Source organism: Pseudomonas sp. MF08831, assembly GCF_059862645.1.
In genome coordinates, this window is the sequence record NZ_JCBCUX010000008.1 from 192648 (window position 1) to 210163 (window position 17516).

Sequence of the window (17516 nt, forward strand, 5' to 3'; positions counted from 1 at the left end):
GGGAGGTACGGCTCGGAAATACACCCTGTAGCGCTGCGGGCATCGCAGGGCGCGGAGGTACTTCCCGGACACCCCGCCGGTTAGTGATTTTGCTGGGCCGGCAGGTCTCCTGACTGATGCGTCGTCGCCACGCTCCGGCCTTCCCGGGCAATGCCCAGTGGCGATGTGGAGCAGGCTCAGCACCTACAGTTGCGGGGGCAGTTCCGATTGGCACAATGAACGCGCTTCGGATTCCCTATTAGTCCCGTGTGGGAACCGGCGCGTTATGGTAGTCGATCATGCCCGCAACGGGGAGCCTTTCCATGCGCAATTGGCAGGCCGCCGGGGTCTCTATCTCCGGATATAGGGTGTACCATCGGTCTCTGTTCATCAGATATTAGTCAGACATGCCCACGCTTAGCGAAGAGAGCCGCCGGATCGTAGCTTCTCTGGCGCACCGTGTTGGTCCGCAGGCTGACACTGCAAGCATCGCCGCGGCGGTTGTTTCGATTTTGCAGGATGTGGGCGCAGCACTGGCGCCCATCATCGGCCAGCAAGGCGTTGCCGCGCTGTACCGTCGCAGCTTCCATCTGTGCGTCTCGACCCATCCACGCCTGGCCGCCACCTATGACAGGGTGCCGGCCGCGATGGACTTGATTGCCCTCAAATCCGTACTCGTCGAGCAGAACGAAACCGATGTGCTGTTTTTCGGTGAGGTGTTGCTGACTACCCTCTACGAGCTTCTGACCACGCTGATCGGGCCTTCACTCACCGCACGTCTGCTGGTTGGCGTGTGGCAGCCTTCTTCGAGCGACACCTCTTCGCAGGAAATTTCGCCATGAGCACCAAAGTGACTATCAACCGTCTGGCCACGGGTGTGCCAGGACTGGACGAGGTCCTGGGCGGTGGCCTGCCGGAGTTTTCGTTCAACCTGATCGCCGGCCCGCCAGGCTGCGGCAAAACCACCCTCGCGCACCAGATGATGTTCGCCCTGGCCACGCCGGAGCGCCCGGCGCTGTTCTTTACCGTGCTCGGTGAGCCGCCGCTGAAGATGCTGCGCTATCAGCAGCAATTCGATTTTTTCGACGACGCTGCCATTAACCGGTCGATTCGTTATATCAACCTGGCCGACGACACCCTGGCGGGCGACCTGGACGAGGTACTGCGGCGCATTGTCAGCGAGGTCGAGGCGCATTCACCGTCGCTGGTGTTTGTCGATTCGTTCCGCTCCGTGGTGCTGGCCAGCCAGACCCAGCACAACCCGAACAACAACCTGCCGCAGTTCATCCAGCAGTTGGGCATGTTGATGACCACGTGGCAGGCGACCACCTTCCTGATCGGCGAATACTTCACCGAGACCGACACCAATCCGATTTTCACCGTGGCCGATGGCCTGATCTGGCTACGCCAGAGCGTTGAGCGTAATTCGATGGTGCGCAAGATGGAAATCATGAAGATGCGCGGCCAACCGACGTTGCCGGGGCTGCACACCTTTCGTATTGCCACCTCGGGGGTCAAGGTGTTCCCGCCGGCCGCCGTCAACCGTCTGGTTGAAGCGCCGTCGACGTTCCCGATCACCCGCCTGAAAATGGGCGTGCCGGCGCTCGATGAGATGCTCGGCGGCGGCCTGCCTCGGGGTTATTCGCTATTGGTGGCCGGCCCGTCCGGCTCGGGCAAGAGCATCCTGGCGGCGACCTTCCTCGCTGAAGGCGCGCGCAACGGCGAAACCGGGGTGATTGCGGCGTTCGAGCAACGGCCCAACCATTCGCAGAACCCGCAATTGGCCGAGTTGATCAAGAGCGGGAAAGTGGGCCTGGTGGACAGCCGCGCGCCGGACCTGTCCATCGACGAAATCGTGCAGCTGCTGCTCGGTGAAATCAGCCGGTTGAACGCCACCCGTGTAGTGATTGACTCGCTGTCAGGCTTTGAACTGGCGTTGGCGCCTACCTTCCGTGCGGATTTTCGCGAGTCGCTGTCACGCATGGTGACGGCGCTGACTGCCGTTGGGGTCAGCGTGTTGATGACCTCGGAGCTCGAAGACCGTTACACCGACCTGCGCTTCAGCCCTTATGGCACGGCGTTTCTGACCGACGCGATCATCGTGCAGCGCTATATCGAGGTGCAGAGCCGGTTACTGCGCATCATGGCCGTGGTCAAGGTGCGCGCCAGCGCCCACTCCGACCAACTGCGCCAGTACCACATCGACGATAACGGCCTGCAGATTCGCGACATGCTGCCGGAGCAGGAAGGGTTGCTGGGTGGGCACCCGACCCGGCAGGTTTCGGCGAAAACCAAACATGTGTGAGCCCGACTCATGAGTGACGGCGACGGCAAGCATGAAAGTGAGCTGACCACGGCGGCTCACGAGCTGTTCCTCATTGGCCAAAAAACCGTTGAGGCGCGTGCGGCGCTCGCGGCGCTGCAGCAGCAACTGACTGACGCCAGCAGCCGTCTGGTGGATACCCAGCACGTCGAGCAGGTGATTGAAGCTAACCAGCAGTTGGTGCTGGCGATCCTCCTTGCGCAGTCGGACGCCGCCAGCCCGCCGCCCCTGGAGGAGCAACGCCTGTACCAGGAGCTTCGCGAGGCGAATGCGCAACTGGTGATCGCGGCCCTCAGTGCGCAAGACCTGCAAGCCACGGCCGAGCGCGCGTTGAGTCAGCAGAAAAGCATCCTGGCGATGGTGGCGCATGAGCTGCGCAACCCATTGACGCCGATCAGCATGATCGCCGAGCGCATGGTTCGCATGCCCAGCGACCAGCTGCCGCGCATGCGTGCGCTGATTGAAGGTCAGGTGCAGCATATTTCACAGTTGGTCGACGACTTGCTGGACGTGTCCCGCGTCAGCACCGGCAAGCTGCGCATCGATCGACGCGATGTAGACATGCTGCAGATCCTTAGAAGTGCCATTGATGCCTGCGGCCCGGTGATGCGGGCGAAAAGACAGCAATTTGATGCCCACCTGCCTGACGGCCAACTGATGGTGAGCGCAGACCCCGGGCGTCTTGCGCAGATTCTGCACAACCTGCTGGCCAACGCGGCCAAGTACACGCCGGTGGGTGGCTCGATTGTGCTGTCTGTGACCGCGACGGACGCGCTCAGGATCAGCATTTGTGACAACGGCATCGGCGTTTCAGCCAAGGCGCTGCCGCTGATCTTTGACCCTTACGTGCAGGATGAACACGCCATCGGCTTCAACGGCTCGGGCTTGGGGATCGGGCTCACGGTGGTGCGCGAGCTGGTTGAAGCACATGGCGGCAAGGTCACCGCCAAAAGCGCGGGCAAGGGCAAGGGCAGTGAGTTTGTGGTGACGCTGCCGTTGTTGAACGGCTGACTCGTGTATTCCTGCCCGGCATAAGGTTTATGCCTGCGAACGGCCTACTGCTTGCCCTGACGGATAGGGAATGCTCCACGACACGCGGTGCCAACACGCCTGCGCTACTACGTCGATATTCCTACAGGTAAACCCATGCAAACAAACCGGGTAACGCGTCAGCAAGTGCTGGATGCGAGTAAGGGCATGCTGCAAAAGCAGTTCTATGTAGTGTTTTCAACGCCAACCGACGGGTTTGGCCCGGTGATGCAGAACCTGCCGATTCACCTCGAGCATCAATGCCAGATCGAGCGCGACGGTATCCTCGTCGCCGCCGGGCCGCATTGGAGTGAGGATGAGCAGTATTGGGACGGCGACGGCATGTTTGTGATTCGTGCAACGTCGCTTGAGCATGCCAAGGCCATCGCCGCGCAAGACCCGATGCATCAGTGCGGTGCGCGCAGGTTTTCGATTCGGCCGTGGTTGGTGAATGAAGGGAGGCTTAATTTGAAGGTCGAGTTTTCAACTGGAAAGGTCACTGTGGACTAATCCACAAACACCGCAGATCAACGGTGGGAGCGGGTTTGAGTGGGCGCGGGCTTGCTCGCGAATGCAGTCTGTCAGTCGACAAATTTGCCAACTGAAGCACCGCCTTCGCGAGCAAGCCCGCTCCCACAGTTGGAGGGTGTTGCCTGTTTTATTTGCGTTCCAGCCACACGGTCTGTGCGTTGCAGCATTCACGCACGGCTACACACTCCGCAGATCAAAGGTGGGAGCTGGCTTGCCTGCGATTGCAGTGTGTCAGCCAAAGAGTTGTCACTGATCCACCGCTATCGCAGGCAAGCCAGCTCCCACCGTTGAAGGGTGTTGCCTGTTTTATTTGCGATCCAGCCACACGGTCTGTGCGTTGCAGAATTCACGCACGGCCACAAGCACCGCAAATCAAAGGTGGGAGCGGGCTTGCTCGCGAATGCAGTCTGTCAGTCGACAAATTTGCCAACGGATACACCGCCTTCGCGAGCAAGCCCGCTCCCACAGTTGAAGGGTGTTGCCTGTTCTATTTGCGAACCAGCCACACGGTCTGCGCGTTGCAGAATTCACGCGCGGCTACAAACACCGAAGATCAAAGGTGGGAGCTGGCTTGCCTGCGATTGCAGCGTGTCAGCCAAAGAGTTGTCACTGATCCACCGCTATCGCAGGCAAGCCAGCTCCCACAGTTGATGGGGGGTTGCCTGTTTTAGTTGCGATCCAGCCACACGGTCTGTGCGTTGCAGAATTCACGCACGGCCACAAACACCGCAAATCAAAGGTGGGAGCGGGCTTGCTCGCGAATGCAGTCTGTCAGTCGGCAAATTTGCCAACTGAGACACCGCCTTCGCGAGCAAGCCAGCTCCCACAGTTGGAGGGTGTTGCCTGTTTTATTTGCGATCCAGCCATACGGTCTGTGCGTTGCAGAATTCACGTACGCCAAAGTGGGACAGTTCGCGCCCAAACCCACTCTTTTTCACTCCACCAAACGCTACGCGCGGGTCGGACACGCTGAACGAGTTGACGAATACTGCGCCAGTTTCCAGCTGGTTGGTGATATCCCGTGCCTTCGCCGCGTCGGTGGTGAAGATGCTTGCTGTGAGGCCGAACTCGCTGTCGTTGGCCAGGGCCACGGCGTGGTCGGCATCGCGGGCGGTGATGATCGAGGCCACGGGGCCGAACAGTTCCTGTTTGAACGAGGTCATCTGGTCGGTGACGTCGGCCAGCACGGTCGGTTCGTAGTAGTTGCCGGCACCGGCGACTTTGTTGCCGCCCAGCAGCAGGGTTGCGCCTTCTTCCAACGTGGCCTGCACCTGGCCGTGCAGCTCGTCGCGCAGGTCGAAGCGGGCCATTGGGCCGACGTAGGTGCTGGCGTCGGTCGGGTCGCCCATCACCAGGGCGCGGCTGGCGGCGAGGAATTTGGCGGTAAAGGCTTGCACCACACCTTCTTCGATGATCAGGCGCTTGGCGGCAGCGCAGACTTGGCCGCTGTTCTGGAAACGCCCGATCACGGCGGCCTGGACGGCGGCGTCGAGGTCGGCGTCGTTGAGCACGATGAACGGGTCGGAGCCGCCCAGTTCCAGCACGCATTTCTTCAGCGCGGCGCCGGCCTGAGAGCCGATGGCGGCGCCGGCGCGCACGCTGCCGGTGAGGGTGACCGCGGCGATGCGTGGGTCGGCGATGGCCTTGGACACGCCGTCGTTGGTCACGTTGGCCACTTCAAACAGGCCATCGGCGAAGCCGGCTTTTTGAAACGCCGCCTTCATCAGGTAGGCGCTGCCCATCACGTTGGGTGCATGTTTGAGCACGTAGGTGTTGCCGGCGAGCAGGGTCGGCACGGCGCCGCGCAGCACTTGCCACACCGGGAAGTTCCACGGCATGACGGCGAGGATCGGGCCCAGTGGGCGGTATTCGATCTGGGCGCTGCCGTTGTCCACCAGCGTGGGCTCCGGGGCGAGCATGGCCGGGCCGTGGGCGGCATACCATTCGCTGAGTTGCGCGCATTTTTCGATTTCGGCGCGGGCCTGGGCGATGGGTTTGCCCATTTCCAGGGTGATCATCTGCGCCATGTCTTCGGCTTGCTCACGCAACGCAGCGGCCAGGGCCAGCAACAACTCGGCGCGCTGGCTTACTGGTTGGCGGCGCCAGGTGCGGAAGGCCTCAGTGGCGCGATTAAGCGCCGCGTCCAACTGCGCCTCGGTTTCGTAAGGGTAGCTGCCGACTGTTTCGCCAGTGGCGGGGTTGATCGACAAGGCGTGAGTCTGGCGAGTGATAGCGTTCATGGCACCGTCCGGCTGAATGAGTGGATGGGTTCAGCCTACGGGGCTGCATGTTTTCTGGAAACTGAATAATATTAAGCAATACATTCACGATTGGAGAATGACTTGGACCTGGTGCAGCTGGAAATCTTCAAGGCCGTTGCCGAGCAAGGCAGCATCAGCGCCGCCGCGCAGTTGATTCATCGCGTGCCGTCGAACCTGACCACGCGCATCAAGCAACTGGAGCAGGACCTGGGCGTTGAGTTGTTTATCCGTGAGAAGAGCCGCCTGCGCCTGTCGCCGGCCGGGTGGAATTTCCTCGGCTACACGCGGCGCATTCTTGATCTGGTGCAGGAAGCCCGCGCCACGGTGGCGGGGGAGGAGCCCCAGGGCGCGTTTGCGCTGGGTTCGCTGGAGAGCACGGCGGCGGTGCGCATTCCGGCGTTGCTCGCGGCGTATAACCAGAAGCACGCCAAGGTTGAGCTGGACCTGAGCACCGGGCCGTCCGGCACGATGATCGAGGGCGTGTTGTCGGGACGCCTGGCGGCCGCGTTTGTCGACGGGCCGGTGCTGCATGCCACGCTGGAAGGCGTGCCGGTGTTTGAGGAGGAGATGGTGGTCATTGCGCCGCTGCACCATGCGCCGATCACGCGCGGGCAGGATGTGGCGGGGGAGAGCATCTATACGTTTCGCTCGAACTGCTCGTATCGCCATCACTTCGAGCGCTGGTTCTCACAGGATGGCGCGGTGCCGGGCAAGATCTTTGAAATGGAGTCTTATCACGGCATGCTCGCCTGCGTCAGTGCCGGGGCCGGCCTGGCGCTGATGCCGCGCAGCATGCTGGAGAGCATGCCAGGGTTCACGGCGGTGAGTGTGTGGCCGCTGAGCGACGCGTTCCGCATCCTCAATACCTGGCTGATCTGGCGCCGGGGCACGGTGTCGCAGAGCTTGAACAGTTTTGTGAAGCTGTTGGAGGAACGTGGTCTGGTAGCCACTTAGATCTAATGTGGGAGCTGGCTGGCCTACGATGGCGGTGTATCAGCCAAGGCCGTGCAGGCTGGGCTGACGCCATCGCAGGCCTGCCAGCTCCCACCGGTTGATCGTGTTTTCAGCCGCCAAATTGCAGGGTGCCCATGGCGAGTTTTGCCATGATGGCCGTGGCGCCCAGTTGCACCAACCAAAGAGCCAGGCCACCGAGGAACACACCCAGTGCCACTTGCAGCACCAGGCTTTTCTGGCGCTTGGCTTGCGGCGCGCGCGGGGTGAAGTCATGCAGTTCGTCGCGGTCGGCACGCAGGTCCAGGTCGTCGTTTCTCATAAGGCTCTCACAGCAAAGGGGCAGTTGGGGTTCAGTCTAGGGCTGGTCGCGGCAAGCAGCGAGGTTTTCCTCTTGTGGCGAGCGGGCTTGCCCCGCGTTGGGCTGCGCAGTGGCCCCTTGTTCAGGCACCGGGTTCTTTCAGTAAGTTCACGGGGGGGCTTTATGGAGCTGCTTCGCAGCCCAACGCGGGGCAAGCCCGCTCGCCACAGGAGGCCTGTTTGCCACGGGAAGCCTGCTGGCGACAAAAAAGGGGAAGCCATTGAATGACTTCCCCTTTGTCACAACCGTTGCAGGCTTACAGCACCTGAACAATCGCTTTGGTCACTGCACCAATGTTGGACTGGTTCAGCGCCGCTACGCAGATGCGGCCGGTGTCGAGCGCGTAGATACCAAACTCGGTACGCAGGCGGGTGACTTGCTCCACGGTCAGGCCGGAGTAGGAGAACATCCCACGCTGGCGGCCAACGAAGCTGAAGTCGTGACCTGGGGCAGCCTTGGCCAGTTCAGCCACCATCTGCTCACGCATGCCACGGATGCGCAGGCGCATTTCGGCCAGTTCCGCTTCCCACTGGGCGCGCAGCTCAGGGTTGTTCAGCACCGCCGCCACAATCGCCGCGCCGTGGGTCGGCGGGTTGGAATAGTTGGTGCGGATTACGCGCTTGACCTGGGACAGGATGCGCGCGCTTTCTTCCTTGGATTCGCTGACGATCGACAGCGCACCTACGCGTTCGCCGTACAGCGAGAACGACTTGGAGAACGAGCTGGACACAAAGAAGGTCAGGCCCGACTCAGCAAACAGGCGCACGGCTGCGGCGTCTTCGTGGATGCCATCGCCAAAGCCTTGGTAGGCCATGTCGAGGAACGGCACCAGGTTCTTGGCCTTGACCACGTCCAGCACGTTTTGCCAGTCGGCCGGGCTCAGGTCGACGCCGGTCGGGTTGTGGCAGCAGGCGTGCAGCACCACGATGGACTGTGGCGGCAGGGCGTTGAGGTCTTCGAGCAGGCCGGCACGGTTGACGTCGTGGGTGGCGGCGTCGTAGTAGCGGTAGGTTTGCACCGGGAAGCCGGCTTTTTCGAACAGCGCCTGGTGGTTTTCCCAGCTCGGGTCGCTGATGGCAACCACGGCGTTGGGCAGCAGTTGCTTGAGGAAGTCGGCGCCGATCTTCAGCGCGCCGGTGCCGCCGACGGCTTGCGCGGTGATCACACGGCCAGCGCTGAGCAGGGGCGAGTCGGCGCCGAACAGCAGCTTTTGCACGGCCTGGTCGTAGGCAACGATGCCGTCGATCGGCAAGTAGCCACGGGCGGCGTGTTGCGCCACGCGAATGGCTTCCGCTTCGGCAACGGCACGCAAGAGTGGAATCTTCCCCTCCTCGTTGCAGTAAACGCCCACGCCAAGGTTGACCTTGGTGGTTCGTGTGTCGGCGTTGAATGCTTCGTTGAGGCCCAGGATTGGATCGCGTGGTGCCATTTCGACAGCGGAGAACAGGCTCATTTTTGCGGCAGCTCTATGGGGGAATGGAGGGACGTGTCGCGCTCCAGCCGAATGCACTAGAGCGGTGCACAAACGGGGAGCTAGTATAGAGGCCATCCAGGCTCAGGGCGACAACCGAAACGGCTTTTCGGCCAAGTTTTTCGGTTTATTTGCCGACCGTTAGTCTTATTGCAACATGGGGCGGCGACGGCAGGTAGGACGATTGCCTTGAAACCCGTCACATTCGCCTCCACTTCTACAGCTATCATGGTTTTTTCCTGCAACCTGCGTTGACTATTCGCGGGTTGCTGAGCTTTTTCGTCCCTGGCGGTTTCGAGTCTGGGGTGACTACACGAGGTACGTTATGTCGGATTTCCAGCTCGTCACCCGCTTTGAACCCGCCGGCGATCAACCCGAAGCCATTCGCCTGATGGTTGAAGGCATTGAAGCCGGCCTGGCGCACCAGACGCTGCTTGGGGTGACCGGTTCAGGCAAGACCTTCAGCATTGCCAATGTGATTGCGCAGACCAATCGCCCGACCCTGGTGCTGGCGCCGAACAAAACCCTGGCCGCCCAGCTGTATGGCGAGTTCAAGGCGTTTTTCCCGAACAACGCGGTGGAGTACTTCGTTTCCTACTACGACTACTACCAGCCCGAAGCCTACGTGCCATCCTCTGACACCTTCATCGAGAAGGACGCGTCGATCAACGACCACATCGAGCAGATGCGGTTGTCGGCGACCAAGGCGCTGCTGGAACGCAAGGACGCGATCATCGTCACCACGGTGTCGTGCATCTACGGCCTGGGTAGCCCGGAAACCTATTTGAAGATGGTGCTGCACGTCGATCGTGGCGACAAACTCGACCAGCGCGAGCTGCTGCGGCGCCTGACGAGCTTGCAGTACACCCGCAATGACATGGACTTCGCCCGCGCCACCTTCCGTGTGCGCGGCGATGTGATCGACATCTACCCGGCCGAATCCGACCTGGAAGCGATTCGCATCGAGCTGTTCGACGATGAGGTCGAAAGCCTGTCGGCCTTCGATCCGTTGACCGGTGAGGTGATTCGCAAGCTGCCGCGCTTCACCTTCTACCCCAAAAGCCACTACGTAACGCCGCGCGAAACACTGATGGGCGCCATCGAAGGCATCAAGGCCGAACTGGTGGAGCGCCTGGATTACCTGCGCGCCAACAACAAGCTGGTGGAAGCCCAGCGCCTGGAGCAGCGCACGCGGTTCGACCTGGAAATGATCCTGGAGCTGGGTTACTGCAACGGCATCGAAAACTACTCGCGCTACCTCTCGGGTCGCGAATCCGGGCAGGCGCCGCCCACCTTGTTCGATTACCTGCCGGATGACGCCTTGCTGGTGATCGACGAGTCCCACGTCAGCGTGCCGCAGGTGGGCGCGATGTACAAAGGTGACCGCTCGCGTAAGGAAACCTTGGTGGAATACGGTTTCCGCCTGCCGTCGGCACTGGACAACCGGCCGATGCGTTTCGACGAGTTTGAAAGCATCAGCCCGCAGACGATCTTCGTCTCGGCCACGCCAGGTAACTACGAAGCTGAACACGCGGGCCGCGTGATTGAGCAACTGGTGCGCCCGACAGGCCTTGTGGACCCACAAATCGAAATCCGCCCGGCGCTGACCCAGGTCGATGACTTACTGTCGGAAATCACCAAGCGCGTGGCCCTGGAAGAGCGGGTGCTGGTGACCACGCTGACCAAGCGCATGTCCGAAGATTTGACCGATTACCTGGCCGACCATGGCGTGCGCGTGCGCTATTTGCACTCGGACATCGACACCGTGGAGCGCGTCGAGATCATCCGCGACCTGCGCCTGGGCACCTTTGATGTGCTGGTGGGCATCAACCTGTTGCGTGAAGGGTTGGACATGCCGGAGGTGTCGCTGGTGGCGATTCTGGACGCCGACAAGGAAGGCTTCCTGCGCTCCGAGCGCTCGCTGATCCAGACCATCGGCCGGGCGGCGCGTAACCTCAATGGCCGGGCGATTCTGTACGCGGACCGTATCACCGGCTCCATGGAACGCGCGATTGGCGAGACCGAACGTCGCCGTGACAAGCAGATCGCGTTCAACCTGGAGAACGGCATCATCCCCAAAGGCGTGTTCAAGGACGTCGCCGACATCATGGAAGGCGCCACCGTACCCGGCTCGCGCAGCAAGAAGCGCAAAGGCATGGCCAAGGCCGCTGAAGAAAGCGCCAAGTACGAGAACGAATTGCGCTCGCCGAGTGAGATCACCAAGCGTATCCGGCAGTTGGAAGAGAAGATGTACCAGCTGGCGCGCGACCTTGAGTTTGAAGCGGCGGCGCAGATGCGCGACGAGATCGGCAAATTGCGCGAGCGGTTGCTGGCTGTTTGATTTGCGGTGAATGGGCGGGCCTCATCGGGGGCAAGCCCCCTCCCACACGTTGGCGTGTGAACGCCGGCAAATGTGGGAGGGGGCTTGCCCCCGATGACCGCGCCTCGGTTTTCCAGAAATCCCCCAGGCTGTTACCATTCGCCCCTTGTTTCAATTTTCAGTTATATCGCCCATTCGAGACCTGCCATGACCACCGTCCGCACGCGCATTGCGCCATCGCCTACTGGGGATCCCCACGTCGGCACTGCTTACATCGCCCTGTTCAACTACTGCTTTGCCAAGCAGCACGGCGGTGAATTCATCCTGCGGATCGAAGACACCGATCAACTGCGTTCGACCCGTGAGTCGGAACAGCAGATTTTCGATGCCTTGCGCTGGCTGGGCATCACCTGGGCCGAAGGCCCGGACGTCGGCGGCCCGCACGGCCCGTATCGTCAGAGCGAGCGCAGCGACATCTACAAGCAGTACACCCAGCAATTGGTCGACATGGGCCATGCGTTCCCGTGCTTCTGCACCGCCGAAGAACTCGACCAGATGCGTGCCGAGCAACAGGCCCGTGGCGAAACCCCGCGTTACGACGGCCGTGCGCTGCTGCTGTCCAAAGAAGAAGTGGCCCAGCGCCTGGCTGCCGGTGAGCCTCACGTGATTCGCATGAAAGTGCCGAGCGAAGGCGTGTGCGTGGTGCCGGACATGCTGCGCGGTGACGTCGAAATTCCGTGGGACCGCATGGACATGCAGGTGTTGATGAAGACCGACGGCCTGCCGACGTACTTCCTGGCCAACGTGGTCGACGACCACCTGATGGGCATCACCCACGTGCTGCGCGGCGAAGAATGGCTGCCGTCGGCGCCGAAACTGATCCTGCTCTACGAATACTTCGGCTGGGAACAGCCGCAGCTGTGCTACATGCCGCTGCTGCGTAACCCGGACAAGAGCAAGCTGTCCAAGCGCAAGAACCCGACCTCGGTGACGTTCTACGAGCGCATGGGCTTCATGCCCGAGGCGATGCTCAACTACCTGGGCCGCATGGGCTGGTCGATGCCGGACGAGCGTGAGAAGTTCTCGTTGCAGGAAATGGTCGACAACTTCGACCTGTCCCGCGTATCCCTGGGCGGGCCGATTTTCGATATCGAGAAGCTGTCGTGGCTCAACGGCCAGTGGCTGCGTGACCTGCCGGTAGAAGAATTCGCCAGCCGTGTGCAGCAGTGGGCGTTGAACCCCGAGTACATGATGAAGATCGCGCCGTTGGTGCAGGGCAGGGTGGAGACGTTCAGCCAGGTTGCTCCGTTGGCCAGCTTCTTCTTTGCCGGTGGCGTGAACCCGGATGCCACGTTGTTTGAGTCCAAGAAGCTCTCGGGCGATCAGGTTCGCCAACTGATGCAATTGATCCTGTGGAAGCTCGAAAGCCTGCGTCAGTGGGAGAAGGATGCAATCACTGCGACGATTCAGGCGGTGGTCGAGTCCCTTGATCTGAAACTGCGCGATGCGATGCCACTGATGTTTGCAGCGATCACCGGGCAGGCCAGTTCGGTGTCGGTACTGGATGCGATGGAAATTCTCGGCCCGGACCTGACGCGTTTCCGTCTGCGCCAAGCCCTTGATTTGCTTGGTGGTGTGTCGAAGAAAGAAAACAAAGAGTGGGAAAAGCTGCTGGGCGCTATCGCTTAAGTCGGCTGTTGTTACGACGAAACCCCGGTTTTCCGGGGTTTCGTCGGTAAGTGATTGTTATCCCGGCAAAAAATTTTGGAAATAGTTGAAAATAAATTTGACACGTTTCCAAACCGCCATTAAGATTCGCCCCGTCCTCACCGATGAGGGGCTATAGCTCAGCTGGGAGAGCGCTTGCATGGCATGCAAGAGGTCAACGGTTCGATCCCGTTTAGCTCCACCAATTTACAGGTTCAAGGTCTGGCCACACCGTCCTTGAATTGATCAGCTCTCAGCGCTGATCAGATGTACAGAAGGTTTTGTCCCCTTCGTCTAGTGGCCTAGGACACCGCCCTTTCACGGCGGTAACAGGGGTTCGAGTCCCCTAGGGGACGCCAGTTTCAACAAGCAGCTCGAAAGGTCTGCTGCGTCGCGAGACGAAAAATCCGGGGCTATAGCTCAGCTGGGAGAGCGCTTGCATGGCATGCAAGAGGTCAACGGTTCGATCCCGTTTAGCTCCACCAATTTACAGGTTCAAGGTCTGGCCACACCGTCCTTGAATCGATCAGCTCTCAGCGCTGGTCAGTTGTATAGAAGGTTTGTGTCCCCTTCGTCTAGTGGCCTAGGACACCGCCCTTTCACGGCGGTAACAGGGGTTCGAGTCCCCTAGGGGACGCCACGATTACCCGCTCTGCGGGATTTTTAAGGGTCATTCAATTATTGAATGGCCCTTTTGTTTGTCTGGCGTTTGGGTTTTCGCGCAGCCGTTTACGGCATCCTGCGTACCACGTTGGCGGTGCGCAGGGATTTGTTGATGCGCGCCAGCTCTTTTTGCTGATCAACCTGTGGGCCTCTGTTCTGGGCATTCTCCAGCGCGACGTTCCACATTTCGACGCGAATGCCGGGCAAGCGTGAAATCGCACGCAGGCAGCCCTGGTCTATTTCGTCGTTGGGGTGGTAGATATTCGCGGTTTCAATCACCAGCCGGGTGTTTGGAAAGCGCAGCAGGATGTCTTCCATGAACTGCTTGAACAGCACGCAGCATTGCCGACACGGTGAGTTGTTGATGCTCACCACGATCTCCTGATACCCCGCATCGAATACCCAGTCATTGGCACGCAGGGCCTCCAGGAAGTTGGCCTCGGCATGCCCGTCGGCGTCGTTGAAGAATTTGCCAAACGGCTGGTTGCCCACGCCTTCGCCTTCAACCTTGGCGATCAGCACCGTGCGAAAGCCGCTGATGAAGTTCGCGGTGTACTCGTTGGCGAACACGTAGGGGGCTTCTCCGGCTACCCACGCGCAGTTCTGGTTTTGCTGCCGCCAGGCCATGTCGTTCTCTCCGATGTGCAGTTCATTGCAATGAGAACGGCTGGGGCGAGCGATTTATTCCCTTGATGTGATCTGTGCTGCTCGGACGAGCGGTCATGCGGGTGGCTTGCGAAATATTATTATGGTAATAATATTCAACCCATGAGAGACGGAGGCAACGATGAGCGATAAAAAAGCGCAAACCCGCGAACGCATTTTGCAGGCTGCCAGCGCGGCGTTGATCCAGCGCGGCCCGGCCGAACCGAGTGTCGGCGAAGTCATGGGCGCGGCGGGGCTTACGGTCGGCGGTTTCTACGCGCACTTTGAAAGCAAGGACGCGTTGATGCTGGAGGCCTTCACCCAGTTGCTCGCCCGGCGACGCGCGTCGATTGACGACATGGACGCGCAACTCACCGGTGAAGAGCGCAGAGGCCTGGTGGCGGCGTTTTATCTGTCGCGCAAGCACCGTGACTCCACGGACCAGGCCTGCCCGATACCAGCCACCGTGGGCGAGATGAGCCGCTTGCCGGATGAGTTTCGCCAGGCGCTCAACGAGCACACGGAGCTGATGGCCGCGCAGTTGGCCGCCAGCCCGGAGGACACCGACAAAGCCCTGGCGGATATGGCCTTGATGATTGGCGGCCTGGCCTTGGCTCGCGCGCTCGGGCCGGGCGAGTTGTCGGACCGCGTGTTGCGCGCGGCCAAATCGGCGGTGCGCTGAAAAAGGAGTCGCCTGATGGGCGCGTTGACCTGGATTCGAGGCTTTAATGGCACCGTCGGCCGCGTGGCGCCGAACCTGGTGGCCAGCAAGTTGCGCCGTACCTTCATGACGCCACGCACTCTGCCGCCGCGCGACTGGGAGCTGCCGCTGTTGGCGCAGTCGGAGCGCATCACCCTGCGTTTCGGCTTGTCGGCGTTGCGTTGGGGCCAGGGCCCCGCCGTGCTGCTGATGCACGGCTGGGAAGGGCGCCCCACGCAGTTCGCCAGCCTGATCACGGCGCTGGTGGATGACGGCTATTCGGTGATTGCCCTGGACGGCCCGGCCCATGGCCATTCACCCGGGCGCGAGGCGCATGTGCTGCTGTTCGCCCGCGCCATGCTCGACGCCGCCGCTGAGTTGCCGCCGTTGCACGCGGTGGTGGGGCATTCCATGGGCGGTGCCAGCGCGATGCTGGCGGTGCAACTGGGCCTGCGCACCGAGGCGCTGGTGAGCATTGCGGCGCCTTCGCGCTTTCTCGATGTGCTGCGCGGTTTCGCCGGCATGGTCGGGTTGCCGCCACGGGCGCGCTCGGCGTTTATCCAGGAAGTCGAATTGACCTTCGGCATGCCGCTCAAACACCTGGACGTGGCTCACTACCAGATGAATATCCCCGGTTTGATCGTGCACGCCGAAGACGACACCTTTGTGCCGGTCAAAGCCTCGCAAGCCATTCACGAGGCCTGGTTCGACAGCCGCCTGCTGCGACTGGAACAAGGCGGGCACCAGAAAGTGTTGGCCGATCCGCGGGTGATCGAGGGTGTGCTTGCCCTGTTGGCCGGCCGTCGTCTACAGGCGCGGCAAACTGCCTGATACACTGCCCCGCCGACATCAATCGACTGGAGCAAGGCATGGGCTGGGATTTGGCAACGCCATTCATCATCGATCTGCAGGTTGGCGCTGAAGACATCGACGGCCTCGGGCACGCCAACAATGCGGTGTACGTGTCCTGGCTGGAGCGCTGCGCCTGGCGCCATTCCCAGCGCCTGGGGCTGGACCTTACCGAATACCGTCGACTCGACCGCGCCATGGCCGTGGTGCGCCATGAGATCGACTACCTGGCGGCCGGCTACGAAGGCGATGAGCTGCAGCTGGCGACCTGGATCGTCGACTGGGACCAGCGCCTGAAGATGACCCGCCGTTTCCAGCTGGTCCGTCCTCGCGACGGCGCGACCTTGCTGCGCGCCCACACCACGTTTGTCTGCATCGAACTCTCCACGGGCAAGCCCAAGCGTATGCCGGCCGAATTTCTCGACGGCTACGGTCCCGCGCTGACAGGGGGTTAACGTTTCTTGCAGGAAACCCAGTAAACTGCGCCACGATTTTTGTTGAGTGTTTTCCATGCAAATTGCTTTGGCGCCCATGGAGGGGTTGGTCGACAACATCCTGCGCGATGTGCTGACCCGCGTGGGCGGTATTGACTGGTGCGTGACCGAGTTCATCCGCGTCAACGACCGCCTGCTGACTCCCGCCTATTTCCACAAGCTCGCCCCGGAACTGCTGCACGGTGCCCACACCGCAGCGGGCGTGCCGCTGCGTGTGCAGTTGCTGGGTTCGGACCCGGTGTGCCTGGCCGAAAACGCCGCGCTGGCGTGCGAGCTGGGCTCCCAGGTGATTGACCTTAACTTCGGCTGCCCGGCCAAGACGGTCAATAAGTCGCGCGGCGGCGCCGTGCTGCTCAAGGAGCCGGAGCTGCTCAACCAGATTGTTGAACATGTGCGCCGTGCCGTGCCCGCGCATATCCCCGTGACCGCCAAGATGCGCCTTGGCTTCGACAGCCCGGACGGTGCGCTGGTGTGCGCCACGGCGCTGGCTGAAGGTGGCGCGGCGCATATCGTGGTGCATGCGCGTACCAAGACCGACGGCTACAAGCCGCCGGCCCACTGGGAGTGGATCCCGCGGGTGCAGGACGTGGTCAACGTGCCGGTGTTCGCCAATGGGGATATCTGGAGCGTCGAAGACTGGAAGCGTTGCCGTGAAATCAGCGGCGCCGAAGACATCATGCTCGGCCGGGGCCTGGTGGCACGGCCTGACCTGGCGCGCCAAATTGTGGCAGCCAAGGCGGGCGAAGAAGTGGTGGAAATGACCTGGGCGCAGATGCAGCCGATGCTTCAGGCGTTCTGGAGCCAATCAGTGGCGCAATTGACTGAAAAGCAGGCACCGGGCCGGTTGAAGCAATGGCTGGCGATGCTGACGCGCAATTATCCCGAGGCGGTGGCGCTGTTTACCGCATTGCGGCGCGAGACGGATTTAAAACACGTCAGCCACCTGCTGGGCATGCAGCACCCCGTTGCAGCCTGATTGTTCACGTTCACTAAAAAAGGGTGCCATTGGCGCCCTTTTTTCGTGTGTGGGCTAGCACAAAAGAGTGGCGAACAGGCGGTTTAATCTTGTCGGTGAGTTGCATGCCCGCAGTGTATTAACGGGTGTGACGATTCTTCAGCGTCACGAGGGGCTTGCGCCAAGGCCCTGTCGCGATAGTTCATGCGGCAAAGTCTGATAACGCGCATTGGTTTCCTTATATGAGCTGCGATTGGCGGAACTCGATAGCCTAACT

Annotated in this window: 15 protein-coding genes, 4 tRNA genes and 1 riboswitch; of the genes, 15 read left to right on the forward strand and 4 right to left on the reverse strand. The window is 61.2% G+C overall.

The genetic code is table 11. From position 1 onward, the window contains the following. Positions 1–82 precede the first annotated feature (82 nt). Positions 83–275, reverse strand: a riboswitch (cobalamin riboswitch). A gap of 111 nt (positions 276–386) precedes the next feature. The 4 genes from AC19YS_RS18515 to AC19YS_RS18530 all read left to right on the forward strand — a co-directional run bounded on the left by AC19YS_RS18515 (position 387) and on the right by AC19YS_RS18530 (position 3841). Beyond that, positions 387–821 (forward strand): hypothetical protein, encoded by a 435-nt coding sequence (locus AC19YS_RS18515; RefSeq protein WP_500602360.1) that lies wholly within the window; start codon positions 387–389, stop codon positions 819–821. Continuing rightward, positions 818–2284 (forward strand): ATPase domain-containing protein, encoded by a 1467-nt coding sequence (locus tag AC19YS_RS18520; protein WP_106576661.1) that lies wholly within the window; start codon positions 818–820, stop codon positions 2282–2284. Before AC19YS_RS18515 ends, AC19YS_RS18520 begins: the two co-directional genes overlap by 4 nt. 9 nt (positions 2285–2293) lie before the next feature. Then, entirely contained in the window at positions 2294–3313 is a 1020-nt protein-coding gene (locus AC19YS_RS18525) for a sensor histidine kinase (RefSeq protein ID WP_500602361.1), read from the forward strand. Positions 3314–3448: 135 nt separating this feature from the next. After that, positions 3449–3841, forward strand: a complete 393-nt coding sequence (locus tag AC19YS_RS18530; protein WP_500602362.1) for a YciI family protein — start codon at positions 3449–3451, stop codon at positions 3839–3841. Positions 3842–4710: 869 nt separating this feature from the next. On the opposite strand, the gene AC19YS_RS18535 is transcribed toward AC19YS_RS18530, so the two are convergent. Then, positions 4711–6102, reverse strand: a complete 1392-nt coding sequence (locus tag AC19YS_RS18535; RefSeq protein WP_500602363.1) for an aldehyde dehydrogenase family protein — start codon at positions 6100–6102, stop codon at positions 4711–4713. A 102-nt stretch (positions 6103–6204) separates the two neighbouring features. Here AC19YS_RS18535 and ptrR point away from each other — a divergent pair, with 102 nt between their 5' ends. Further along, entirely contained in the window at positions 6205–7077 is an 873-nt protein-coding gene (gene ptrR, locus AC19YS_RS18540; RefSeq protein WP_106576666.1) for a putrescine utilization regulator PtrR, read from the forward strand. Positions 7078–7186: 109 nt separating this feature from the next. Here the strand turns inward: ptrR and AC19YS_RS18545 are convergent, their stop codons facing one another. Then, complete coding sequence (locus AC19YS_RS18545; protein WP_078738148.1) at positions 7187–7396, reverse strand: hypothetical protein; 210 nt, start codon at positions 7394–7396, stop codon at positions 7187–7189. Positions 7397–7691: 295 nt separating this feature from the next. After that, positions 7692–8888 (reverse strand): amino acid aminotransferase, encoded by a 1197-nt coding sequence (locus AC19YS_RS18550; RefSeq protein ID WP_200625563.1) that lies wholly within the window; start codon positions 8886–8888, stop codon positions 7692–7694. A gap of 343 nt (positions 8889–9231) precedes the next feature. Here AC19YS_RS18550 and uvrB point away from each other — a divergent pair, with 343 nt between their 5' ends. The 6 genes from uvrB (at position 9232) to AC19YS_RS18580 (ending at position 13573) form a co-directional block, all read left to right on the forward strand. Beyond that, positions 9232–11247 carry an excinuclease ABC subunit UvrB gene (gene uvrB, locus AC19YS_RS18555; protein WP_124418047.1) on the forward strand — a complete coding sequence of 672 codons (2016 nt, stop codon included), beginning with the start codon at positions 9232–9234 and terminating at the stop codon, positions 11245–11247. 186 nt (positions 11248–11433) lie between these two features. Beyond that, positions 11434–12915: a glutamate--tRNA ligase gene (gltX, locus tag AC19YS_RS18560; RefSeq protein WP_500602364.1), complete on the forward strand. Its 1482-nt coding sequence runs from the start codon at positions 11434–11436 to the stop codon at positions 12913–12915. A 147-nt stretch (positions 12916–13062) separates the two neighbouring features. After that, a tRNA-Ala gene (locus AC19YS_RS18565) sits at positions 13063–13138 on the forward strand. A 78-nt stretch (positions 13139–13216) separates the two neighbouring features. Beyond that, positions 13217–13292, forward strand: a tRNA-Glu gene (locus AC19YS_RS18570). 50 nt (positions 13293–13342) lie between these two features. Continuing rightward, a tRNA-Ala gene (locus tag AC19YS_RS18575) sits at positions 13343–13418 on the forward strand. A 79-nt stretch (positions 13419–13497) separates the two neighbouring features. Next, positions 13498–13573 (forward strand) — tRNA-Glu (locus AC19YS_RS18580). Positions 13574–13662: 89 nt separating this feature from the next. Here AC19YS_RS18580 and AC19YS_RS18585 read toward each other — a convergent pair. Beyond that, positions 13663–14223: a hypothetical protein gene (locus AC19YS_RS18585; protein WP_106576671.1), complete on the reverse strand. Its 561-nt coding sequence runs from the start codon at positions 14221–14223 to the stop codon at positions 13663–13665. Between the two features lie 160 nt (positions 14224–14383). Here AC19YS_RS18585 and AC19YS_RS18590 point away from each other — a divergent pair, with 160 nt between their 5' ends. Genes AC19YS_RS18590 through AC19YS_RS18605 form a run of 4 tightly spaced genes read left to right on the forward strand, consistent with a single transcriptional unit; the run spans position 14384 to position 17260 of the window. Then, positions 14384–14923, forward strand: coding sequence for a TetR/AcrR family transcriptional regulator (locus AC19YS_RS18590; protein WP_083357717.1), 540 nt, complete (start codon positions 14384–14386; stop codon positions 14921–14923). 15 nt (positions 14924–14938) lie between these two features. After that, positions 14939–15772, forward strand: coding sequence for an alpha/beta hydrolase (locus AC19YS_RS18595; protein WP_500602365.1), 834 nt, complete (start codon positions 14939–14941; stop codon positions 15770–15772). Between the two features lie 38 nt (positions 15773–15810). Further along, positions 15811–16245, forward strand: coding sequence for an acyl-CoA thioesterase (locus tag AC19YS_RS18600; RefSeq protein WP_106576673.1), 435 nt, complete (start codon positions 15811–15813; stop codon positions 16243–16245). 55 nt (positions 16246–16300) lie between these two features. Then, positions 16301–17260, forward strand: coding sequence for a tRNA dihydrouridine synthase (locus AC19YS_RS18605; RefSeq protein WP_119742617.1), 960 nt, complete (start codon positions 16301–16303; stop codon positions 17258–17260). The last annotated feature ends 256 nt before the right edge of the window (positions 17261–17516 follow it).

Excerpts from the sequence above, each read along its gene's own strand:
- AC19YS_RS18515 (WP_500602360.1), top strand. The coding sequence starts at position 387 with ATGCCCACGCTTAGCGAAGAGAGCCGCCGGATCGTAGCTTCTCTGGCG.
- AC19YS_RS18520 (WP_106576661.1), top strand. The coding sequence starts at position 818 with ATGAGCACCAAAGTGACTATCAACCGTCTGGCCACGGGTGTGCCAGGA.
- AC19YS_RS18525 (WP_500602361.1), top strand. The coding sequence starts at position 2,294 with ATGAGTGACGGCGACGGCAAGCATGAAAGTGAGCTGACCACGGCGGCT.
- AC19YS_RS18530 (WP_500602362.1), top strand. The coding sequence starts at position 3,449 with ATGCAAACAAACCGGGTAACGCGTCAGCAAGTGCTGGATGCGAGTAAG.
- AC19YS_RS18535 (WP_500602363.1), bottom strand. The coding sequence starts at position 6,102 with ATGAACGCTATCACTCGCCAGACTCACGCCTTGTCGATCAACCCCGCC.
- AC19YS_RS18545 (WP_078738148.1), bottom strand. The coding sequence starts at position 7,396 with ATGAGAAACGACGACCTGGACCTGCGTGCCGACCGCGACGAACTGCAT.
- AC19YS_RS18550 (WP_200625563.1), bottom strand. The coding sequence starts at position 8,888 with ATGAGCCTGTTCTCCGCTGTCGAAATGGCACCACGCGATCCAATCCTG.
- uvrB (WP_124418047.1), top strand. The coding sequence starts at position 9,232 with ATGTCGGATTTCCAGCTCGTCACCCGCTTTGAACCCGCCGGCGATCAA.
- gltX (WP_500602364.1), top strand. The coding sequence starts at position 11,434 with ATGACCACCGTCCGCACGCGCATTGCGCCATCGCCTACTGGGGATCCC.
- AC19YS_RS18585 (WP_106576671.1), bottom strand. The coding sequence starts at position 14,223 with ATGGCCTGGCGGCAGCAAAACCAGAACTGCGCGTGGGTAGCCGGAGAA.
- AC19YS_RS18590 (WP_083357717.1), top strand. The coding sequence starts at position 14,384 with ATGAGCGATAAAAAAGCGCAAACCCGCGAACGCATTTTGCAGGCTGCC.
- AC19YS_RS18595 (WP_500602365.1), top strand. The coding sequence starts at position 14,939 with ATGGGCGCGTTGACCTGGATTCGAGGCTTTAATGGCACCGTCGGCCGC.
- AC19YS_RS18600 (WP_106576673.1), top strand. The coding sequence starts at position 15,811 with ATGGGCTGGGATTTGGCAACGCCATTCATCATCGATCTGCAGGTTGGC.
- AC19YS_RS18605 (WP_119742617.1), top strand. The coding sequence starts at position 16,301 with ATGCAAATTGCTTTGGCGCCCATGGAGGGGTTGGTCGACAACATCCTG.